This window comes from Aquabacterium commune, assembly GCF_004362855.1.
Lineage (GTDB): Bacteria > Pseudomonadota > Gammaproteobacteria > Burkholderiales > Burkholderiaceae_C > Aquabacterium > Aquabacterium commune.
In genome coordinates this window covers 1-8,659 of record NZ_SNXW01000026.1, presented here as the reverse complement: position 1 = coordinate 8,659, position 8,659 = coordinate 1, and the positions used below count along the sequence as shown (strand labels likewise).

At 57.2% G+C, this 8,659-nt stretch carries 14 protein-coding genes; all 14 read right to left on the bottom strand.

Going from position 1 to position 8,659, the window contains the following annotated elements:
- Positions 1-440: 440 nt before the first annotated feature.
- The gene (locus tag EV672_RS18445; protein WP_133611401.1) at positions 441-785 is read right to left on the bottom strand and encodes an H-NS histone family protein; all 345 of its coding nucleotides are present in this window, start codon (positions 783-785) and stop codon (positions 441-443) included.
- A gap of 173 nt (positions 786-958) precedes the next feature.
- On the bottom strand, positions 959-1,306 hold the full coding sequence (locus EV672_RS18440; protein WP_133611400.1) for a hypothetical protein: 348 nt from the start codon (positions 1,304-1,306) through the stop codon (positions 959-961).
- Positions 1,307-1,330: 24 nt separating this feature from the next.
- A complete protein-coding gene (locus tag EV672_RS18435; protein ID WP_133611399.1) occupies positions 1,331-1,546 on the bottom strand; it encodes a hypothetical protein in 216 nt (71 codons plus the stop codon).
- A gap of 31 nt (positions 1,547-1,577) precedes the next feature.
- The gene (locus tag EV672_RS18430; protein WP_133611398.1) at positions 1,578-2,828 is read right to left on the bottom strand and encodes a hypothetical protein; all 1,251 of its coding nucleotides are present in this window, start codon (positions 2,826-2,828) and stop codon (positions 1,578-1,580) included.
- On the bottom strand, positions 2,828-3,172 hold the full coding sequence (locus EV672_RS18425) for a hypothetical protein (RefSeq protein ID WP_133611397.1): 345 nt from the start codon (positions 3,170-3,172) through the stop codon (positions 2,828-2,830). Before EV672_RS18425 ends, EV672_RS18430 begins: the two co-directional genes overlap by 1 nt.
- 106 nt (positions 3,173-3,278) lie before the next feature.
- A complete protein-coding gene (locus EV672_RS18420) occupies positions 3,279-3,932 on the bottom strand; it encodes a hypothetical protein (protein ID WP_133611396.1) in 654 nt (217 codons plus the stop codon).
- 199 nt (positions 3,933-4,131) lie between these two features.
- Complete coding sequence (locus EV672_RS18415; RefSeq protein WP_133611395.1) at positions 4,132-5,187, bottom strand: S49 family peptidase; 1,056 nt, start codon at positions 5,185-5,187, stop codon at positions 4,132-4,134.
- 447 nt (positions 5,188-5,634) lie between these two features.
- Positions 5,635-5,844: a hypothetical protein gene (locus tag EV672_RS18410; RefSeq protein WP_133611394.1), complete on the bottom strand. Its 210-nt coding sequence runs from the start codon at positions 5,842-5,844 to the stop codon at positions 5,635-5,637.
- 8 nt (positions 5,845-5,852) lie between these two features.
- The gene (locus tag EV672_RS18405; protein WP_133611393.1) at positions 5,853-6,641 is read right to left on the bottom strand and encodes a CsgG/HfaB family protein; all 789 of its coding nucleotides are present in this window, start codon (positions 6,639-6,641) and stop codon (positions 5,853-5,855) included.
- A gap of 87 nt (positions 6,642-6,728) precedes the next feature.
- Positions 6,729-6,965, bottom strand: a complete 237-nt coding sequence (locus EV672_RS18400; protein ID WP_133611392.1) for a hypothetical protein — start codon at positions 6,963-6,965, stop codon at positions 6,729-6,731.
- Between the two features lie 17 nt (positions 6,966-6,982).
- Positions 6,983-7,144, bottom strand: coding sequence for a hypothetical protein (locus EV672_RS18765; RefSeq protein ID WP_166643640.1), 162 nt, complete (start codon positions 7,142-7,144; stop codon positions 6,983-6,985).
- A 348-nt stretch (positions 7,145-7,492) separates the two neighbouring features.
- Positions 7,493-7,708: a hypothetical protein gene (locus EV672_RS18395; RefSeq protein ID WP_133611391.1), complete on the bottom strand. Its 216-nt coding sequence runs from the start codon at positions 7,706-7,708 to the stop codon at positions 7,493-7,495.
- A gap of 25 nt (positions 7,709-7,733) precedes the next feature.
- Positions 7,734-7,937 (bottom strand): hypothetical protein, encoded by a 204-nt coding sequence (locus tag EV672_RS18390; protein ID WP_133611390.1) that lies wholly within the window; start codon positions 7,935-7,937, stop codon positions 7,734-7,736.
- A gap of 80 nt (positions 7,938-8,017) precedes the next feature.
- Positions 8,018-8,659, bottom strand: a 642-nt coding sequence (locus tag EV672_RS18385; protein WP_424923183.1) for a hypothetical protein, incomplete at its 5' end; no start/stop codon positions are given.

Here is an 8,659-nt window from a genome sequence, read left to right as displayed (position 1 = left end):
AAAGTCAATGAAATCAACGATCTACCAACACCACCTCCGCGCCAGTGCTAGCTTTTCGTACCGTCACTTATTGCACTGAAAACGAGGAGACCCCTCATAAAGGACCCTGCCCACCTCCCTGCGTGAGTGCCATCCCGGCACCCTGCTTAGATCGGCAACCCGTGGCATTTTTCTGGTCGTGACGCACAAGATGCGTGCCTTGACCAACCACAGGAGTGTCTTCATGCAAACGAATAGAGCAGCTCAGTTCGCATGCGTCGAAATTAACCGCACAGTACCAATAGTGCAGCGTGTCGAATGGGTGTCGGGCATTGGAGATGACCAGCCGCAACCCATTGTGCTCGCCGAGGCTTGCAGGCTGGCCAGCCGTTGCCCAAAGGCTGAAAGCTGCCCACTGGACAGCTAGTCAACGCTCGGCCCAGCTATTCGCTGGGGTCGGTTCAATTGTGCGCGATGGCAAATTCGCCCAAACTTCGACCGCTTGCAATGGCGCTCTTGAGCCACTTCGGCTGAAGGCCACGCCCCGTCCATGTTTCGCCCGTAGCGGGGTTGCGGTATTTCGCGGCAACTTTTTTGCCTGCGTTCTCGCCCTTCTTGGGTCCGCTTGCGGCTTTCCCGCCCAAGTCTTCCGCAGTCAAACCGTGCTGTGACATCAGTGCCTTGATGCGAGCCAGAACGTCTGCGCGTTGGCTGCGCTGAGCGTCTTGAATTTGTCGCTCGATCGCAGCAGCTTGTTTTTCGAGCGCAGCTTTTTGAGCCAACAAGTCAGCGTAGGTGATGGTCATTTTTGGTGGGGCTGTTGAATCTTGCTGAATCGAGTCATGCTCGCTTAGAAAGGACTCGCTGGCATGCAAGCCAGCGAGTCAAAGACGCATCGCTGTCATCACGCTGCGCCTCCGGCTTAGGGAGGAAAGCCGGGTCTCAGAAGCACGTCCTGAAACGTGCAAATCATAATCGGTCAGATGAGGTGTGCAGAAGCCTGGTGTAGGACAACTGGTACGCGACTGATGTTCAGGGAACACAGGGCGCGAAGCACGTGAGCGTCATTCGTGCATACCAGCTCACCACCAGGCGTGGTGTCAAGGAACGGGATTTCCACGACGTAGCCCTTGGGCATATTGGTGATCAGATGAGAGACTTTGGCCGGGTTTGAAACATCCATGCTGGAGTACAGGTCAGCCGCAGCCTGGTGAGGTATGAACTTCACCACATACTCGGTTGGGTTTTCATCATTCTGAGTAAGGCCCTCAGGCTGGGTAACACGCATGGTTACCGGCCCTGCCTCTGTTTTGATTGTCAATTCCATGTCCGTGTCTTCTCGTAGCACTGATTAAAAAACGTCGGTCGTGACGTGGCCAGCGTGCTCCCACATCTCGTCACCGAACACGGGAGAAGGCTCGTGAATGTCCATTCCGAATCCTGGCTTACCTTCAGCAGGCTTCACTTCGGCCGGGGCCGCATGTGTCGATTGGGGGGCTTGTTGACCTGCAGCTTGTTTGGCTACAGCTCGGCGAAGCATTGCGAATTCAATGATGCTTGACAGCATGACATTGTCCTTTCCTGTTTTGATGTGGCTCCTACAGGGGCGCCACAAAGTCTGTTTGTCGAACTACGCCGGTTGGCCCCACCATCTTCATCGCCGTCAGGACGGTCACAGAGCCAGCCGCCTCGGCTTCGCTCAGCGTTATCGTCAATGGATTCACCAACCGTCTCGAACGCTCTCCTGTGCCCAATATATCCGGCTCTTGCCACCCTTGCTTGAAGAAGCAAATCGCGCTCGATGTGCTGTTGTTTGAACTGCTCTCGCAAGATGAGAACGAGCTGTGGTCGTAGGTTCCCATCACCGGCAATTCAATCTGATGCCCAGCCACCGAAATGATGGCGTACACCTTGTAGCTGGCCAGGTGGGCGAACACCCTCGGCGTCATGTCTGTCGCCGAACGGTTATCCAGGTTGTCCCAAGATGAGAAGTGCAGTTGTTTGATCTTCTGAGGTGATGCATCTTCCCAGTAGCTGGATGGCTTCAGGTACTTGCGAAGCACCTGCCGGACCTTGGCCAGGTTGGGCTCCCAGCCAACTTCCAGTGCCAAGTTGTAGGTCTTGCCGCTTCGCACAACCGACTTGACTTGGGCGTGTACCGGCATGCTCATGAGTGGGTTCAGCACCTGCTCGGTCAACTCTGTGCGTACCGCTTGTTGTTCCACTGCATCCTTTTCGGCCATGGCCAGCAAGGCGCCGCGCTCGAACACCTGACGAATTCGGCCCTCGTTCGTGGCAATCGCGGTGAGGATTCTTGTTTGGCGCTGCCCCAGCTCGTCAGCCGCATTCAGCGTACCCCGCTGCTGTAGCTGTGCACTCACCCGCTTGAGGTCCTCCCTCAAGCTCGCGTTTTCACGCTGTAGCTGCGCGAGTGCTTTGGCCTTTGCGCTGTCCTGTCGGAGTTCCGTTGCGAGCCGCTCCAGCTCGCTCGAATCAATCGTGGCCCTGGCACTCAAGCTCAGCAAGACTGCCCCGTTTTCGACTGCCAGGCTCTCCTTCACCTGGTCAAGTCTGACCAGTGTGACGCTGATCATGCGCAGCTGCTCGGTGAGGCGCTCATCCTTGAGGACAGCAATGCTTTCCACCACGGATCCTGCGCTTGCACCGGCTAGGCGTTTGATCTGGTCAAGAGCCAGCTCGCGCGCCTTGATTCGTGAGTCGCCATCGCCCATCACCACCTTGGTGTCGAATGAGCGAACCCATGGGGCCGAACTTTGAGCCCGCGCGCATACGCTCGCGATCGTCAAAACGGCGCTCAGAAGCAACGCGGCCACGCGGGTCGATGCCATCAATGCAGCTCCCCAGATACCAACACACAGGTAACCGAAACGTCCCCTTGCTTGAAGCTGATCTTTTCTGTGATCGCCATGGCAGGTAGCCGCGTAACCGCCCTCTCATCGACCTCTGTTAGCAGATCACCGCTGTGAATCTGCTCTAGCCCCTCTATGGCGACCCCGCGTGCCCGCGCGACCCTGCCAACGGCCTGAATGAATGCTCTCGCCTGCAGGGCGCTTTGGGGCATTGATATGCCACCCGTCGCACAGCTTGCGGCCTCGATCACCCGCGCACCGACAGACACCTTGCTTGCCTCGCTTGCTGCGAGCCAGTCCACGGTTTGCTCAGCAAAAGACATGGTGATTGTTGCGACGTCATTTGCGTGTGTGAGCTGCGCAGCCTCTTGAGCGCTGACCTGGCCAGACGCTAGTAGGCCTCCAACAAGCAATGAGCCGATCACCACGTTAGTTCGCCTGGTCGATGGTGGCCGCTGCCGAGGCGGCATCTTTCGCGCGTTGAGCCTGGCGTGCTGTAACGCGCTTCTCCAGCTCCGAAAACGCCAATGCGATCTTGTCCCCCTGCGCCTGTGCACGTTGTTGCTGCAGGACCCGATTGAACTCCACGTATGGCAGTTTCAGCAAAACAAAGGTGTGGAACTCGCCGCTGATCGACTTGACGTCTTGCTTCACCGTTTCGAAGCCGACTACGGGCACCTGTGTCACCAGCTTGTCCACCAGCTCGGTGTACTGTTGGGTCACGCTGGCGCCCTGCTCTTGGTTGAAGCTGCGTTCACTGCCCGACAACTCTTGGTTGTACGTCTTGGCCAGACCGAACTCAGCGTCGAGCGTGGCCTTGCGCATCGAGGTCCGAAGGTCTGACGACTTGCCGACTCCAACAGCATAGATGCCCGACGAATCGGGCACAGGTGCTTGCAACGCCCACTTCGGCACCTGGTCAAGTACAGCTTCGTTCTGAATCTGTTTGCGCGTCATTTGGTCATCGTGAGCCTTGCTCCGAACCGATTCAGCATGCGCTTGATCCTTGGCTATTTGCTCCAGGGATGGGCTTGAGCATGCACTCAAAGCGATCGCGATCAAGGGCAACATCAAGTGCTTCATGAAAGCCTCCGATTTAGAAAACGTTGACTGCTCGACGTAGTGTCTGGTGCAATCATTGTAGTGCACTTGTGCACCATGCGTGGGGCTCAATGAGATATCCACAGAAACTGTGGATAAAGACCGCCTTGAAACCGGAATTCCCTTTGCTGACAGCGCCTTAACTGGCTTGCCCAAAAAGGCGTCACATCAGTCCATTGGCCTATCGCAAGGTCACTTGCCCTTGTGCAGATGGGCCTTGGCCGAGCATCAATGTCCGCAGGAACTCACCGACTGCAGTCGCTGCATGGATGCCCTTGTAGCCATCGCCGCCTGGGCCGAAATCATGGGCGGGCAGCTTCCACCTGCGCTCGATCAGATCGTCAATCGTGCCCAACTCGTCCACGATCCCGATCGCCAGTGCTTCAGAGCCGCCCCAGACCTCTCCTGTGCCGTACTGAATGTTTGGCTTGAGGCCTTTGCGCAGGCTCGACATTTCCGCGTGAAACTGCGAGCCCATACGGTTGACCAGATCTTGTGCCTTGTCATTGGCTTGTGAGGTCATCGGGAGATAGGGATTCATCATGGCCTTGAGCGGGCCTGATGCGTAAACCCGCTGAGCCACGTCCACCTTCGCCAGGGCCTTGTGGAAGTCCCACGAAGCCATGACTGCCCCGATTGAGCCCACCAGCGAGTACTTGCCAGCGTAGATCCTGTCTGTGTGCATGGCGATCATGTAGCCTGCAGACATCCCCGAGTTGCCGATGACGGCGACAACGGGCTTGGGGTGTTTGGCACGCATCGTGGCCATGGCGTTGTTGATGCGCTCAGCTTCCACTGGTGCGCCGCCGTTGCTGTCGATCGCCAGGACAACCGCCTTGATCTTTTCAGATTCGAACGCGGCTTTGAGGGCAGGAATCACTTGATCGGCAGATGCATTCTGGCCAGGCGCTATGTCGCCTTCCACCCGCACAACACCTACGGCCTCTTGAGTGGGCACCCATCGTGCGCCATTCATGTAGCCGATGATGCCGATGTAGAGCAAAGTGGGCACGCCGAAGATCATGAAGTAGATCGAGGCCTTGATCAGGCGCGAGCGACGTTCAGACTTGCGGTCTTGAATCAGGGAGGAAACCAGCCCCTGCAGGGCTTGTTGAACAGGGTCCCCTGCTACGGTAGCCGTGCTCCCATCGAGAGCCTTTTCACTGCGGCCATCGCGGCGAAACAGGCGTGACCACAGGGAAGGGGTCGTCTCATTCGGATCGTTTGTTTGTGGCATGTCGCACCCGGAAGGTTGGAAGAAATGACGGGCGGGCAGATCACCGATCTGCCCTGCTTTCCTACTTCTTGACTTCCAACTTCCTGAGTTCAGCGCCCAAACGGACGGTGCGCTACCAAAGCCCACACGGCCATCTTGATCGCTTCCCGGAGAGCCATACGCCCCAAATAGCGCCTTCTTTGCGTCCTATTGCTGAAATGGAAACGCCTTGCCATTTCGAATGGCAACGTGGTGCACATACGCGGCGCCACACAGCAAGGCCCCGAGTGGCCCCTGAGCTGCTGGCCACATTTGCATGACTGGCACCCAACTCCATTCGTACTGAAAAGCGAGACCACAGAGGCACAGGTAGAGCCCCACCACGGCTACCAATCCCAGCACGAGGCCTTCCAGGTCCAATCGAATTATCCGCACGTCGGAGATTCTTGGCATGACCTCACTCACACGTCAGTTAATTGTGGATAAGGCTTTGGCTGTGATCGCCGCAGCACCTGTTTGGCCATAGGCTGCGTTGCACTCATGCGCTGACACCATGGCCAAGCCTGCTGCGATGGCCATGGGATCCAGGCCGGACAGCTTGAGGAGCGCTACAGTGCGCTGCAGTGCGGTGATTGCCTCAGTTGTCTCTGCAAGCAATTCTGGGTTCTCGTTGCTCATCGCCTGCCTCATTGCTTTTGCGCAATCACGGGATTGATCAGCTCAACATCGGTGACCCCCTTCGCAGCAATAAGCTTTTGCGATGAGAAGGAAGCAACGCGCACAAGCACATCACGGATCACGCTCTCCATCGGCGTATTTTTGATGTTGGACATGCCGCCGATTGCCCCCATTCCAGGGCCGATGGCGGCGAAACCGAAGCTCGTGCTCGAAGTCTCGTTGTTGCCAGTGAAGGTCTTTGCTTCCAGCAGCTTGGCCTTGTTGACATCAATCACCTTGATGTCAAGGCCCAGGTCTGCAAGCTTCGTCGTGGTCGAGATGGAGCCTAGGATGGGAATCCAGCCACCTGCGAATTGCTTTTTCTCGGTGCTCATGTTGATCGAGGTGATGGCACCCGTGATCATGAAGTCGGCCTGCTGAGCTTCAACCTTCTTGCCCACCAAGGCCAGCTCTTTGTTCAGCTCGTCGAGCGACTCGCGCTCTTGGATCTCGAAGCAACCCGTTTCCTTGAGCACGGTGGTCAGCATGGCTGACATGCCCTCGCCTACGCCAGGGAAGCTCACGCTGGAATTGCCTGATGCCAGTGCTGCCAGTGCCATCAAGCCGCCAGCACGTGGGTCCTGTTGCGTGGGTTGACATGCTGCAGACTTGCAGGTCAATTGCCCCACCATCACCGATGCCACCGGCTTGCTGCACTTGGGCAATGCGTATTCTTTTTCGCTGGTGGTTGTGCTGTCAGCGCTTGCAACGCTCGCCGACAAAGCCAGCAGTAGGGGGATGAGTGCGCGGATATTCATGAGCTTCCCTCGTTTGTGAGCTTGGATTGATTGATTTCAGGATGATTGATATTCTGGCTCAGATTGTGGTGCACATGTGCACCGGAATCAAGGGCGCTTGGGCACCTTGTTGAAAACCTTCTCTGCATGGGCGGCATAGGCATCAGACAGCTCTCGCCATCTGACCGAATCGGGGGCCGCTAGCCAGGCCTTGAACCCAGATTCCGTGATTGGTTTGGCTTGGCCTCGATTGAAGATCGTCAGAGCGGCTGCTTGAGTCAAGCCAGCCGATTCAATCAACTCGCGCAAGCGCGAGTTGTTCGGATGGTTTGTTTTGGTGGTCATGTGCACCATGATACCGCTTAGCTGCGGTTGCGCAGGCCTTCGCGATACAGGGCGGCGCCGATCCCCATCAGCACGACCAGATCGTCCTCAGAGAGGCGCGTGGATGCCAGATCCATCCATGCCGCTAACTGTGCAATTGCGTCATCCAGGCTCGCCTGATGGCCCTGCAAGTCAAGCATCTCTGCACCAGCCTGGAAGGCTTCAATCGTAGGATGTAATGGCACTTTAATTTCCCGCTATCAGAGCGCCATCGCAACGGGGCCATCAAAGCCATCAGGTGCTCTGCCTACAGGCGTAAGGGCACGGCCTTCATCGACTCCTGCGAAGTACGCATCGCATTCTGGGCTTCCCGGTGTGTAGGGACATTTGACATGTGCCTGTCCGTCGAGCCGCACCTGCAGGCAGGCTAGAACTCCCTGCTTGTACGCATCGCTTCGCGGGCTGCGGCTTTTACTGAAGGCTTGGTCGAATACTTCCTGTGCAGTCACCATGATTCAACTCTCGTTTCGGCGGTTACTCGTGTGGATTCATTCAGTTGCATTGCGGCGACGAACCTTGGCGATCTCCACAGCGTCCTCTAGGTCAATCTTGCGGCTTCTGGCAAGTGCTTGAACTGCGTGCGCGTAGCTGTCCTGATAGCTTCCGAGATCCAGCCGAGACGGTATCGCAAAGCCTCCCAGATGCTGCATGAAAACGGGGCGGTCCTCCGCTTGCAACGTGGCGTAGTAGTCGTCTGTCGTCATTTTGGTCGCCCCGCTCTTTCGGTTCTCAGTTTCCCTTGCGGGCCGCTTCGATGTCTCGATAGGTCTCGCCAACTTCAAGCATGAGCACAGGCCACTTTGCGCCATTGGGGCAACGTGTGATCAGCGACACCTCAAGGCCTGTCTGCTCTAGGAGTTTCTTTGCGTCGGCCATGATCTTCATGGCCTCAGCCTGGCGCGCTTCGATATCAATGTCTGAGTTCAATTGCATGTGACTCCCGTAGGGTGGATGTCTCCGAAGTCCTGTGTATTGTGGTGCACAGGTGCACCATTCGTCAAGCGCGCTTCGCCTTAACAATCCAGCGCCTCTTTGCTACCGCCGAGCTTGAATTGTGTGCGACAGGGCCCCGAGTTTCTCCGGAGTGCCTGAATCCACCCGCCGAGCTGGGCTCGCTGCTCGCCTATGCCGCCTGAGGTCGCCAGGATAGGCGCGTCCAGTTCCACCGCACCGTATTCGATAAGCTGCTTTACCAGCGCCATAAATGCGCGACGATACTCGCTGCCCCCACACATCACCACTCCCCGCCACCCTGCTCCGGCGTGATCGTCAGCTGGGAACATGGTGCGCGCCATTGCCGCCAGCGGAGTGCCTGCAGTTCCGTACTTGGTGTTCATCGTGCCAAAGCGATCTTGGTGTGACAGGATCCCGGCCTTGATAAGCGTATTGGCCTTCTCCTTGGTGAGCCTGGCTTCATAGGTGCCGCAGTAGGTGCCTGCGTCAATGATCCCGTACTTGCCGGACAAGACCACTACGTGTGCTGGCGTGAAACCATGAACGATCTTGAAGTACCAGTCGCCCAGGTGCTTGCGCAATGTCTGCCACATGGGGCCGTCGTACAGTGTCCGCGCCGATCCAAATCTGAGCCACTGTGCCGATCCAGTATTGAGCCAGGGCTGGTAGCCGACCAAAGGGTGGTCAGCTGTGGATAAGTG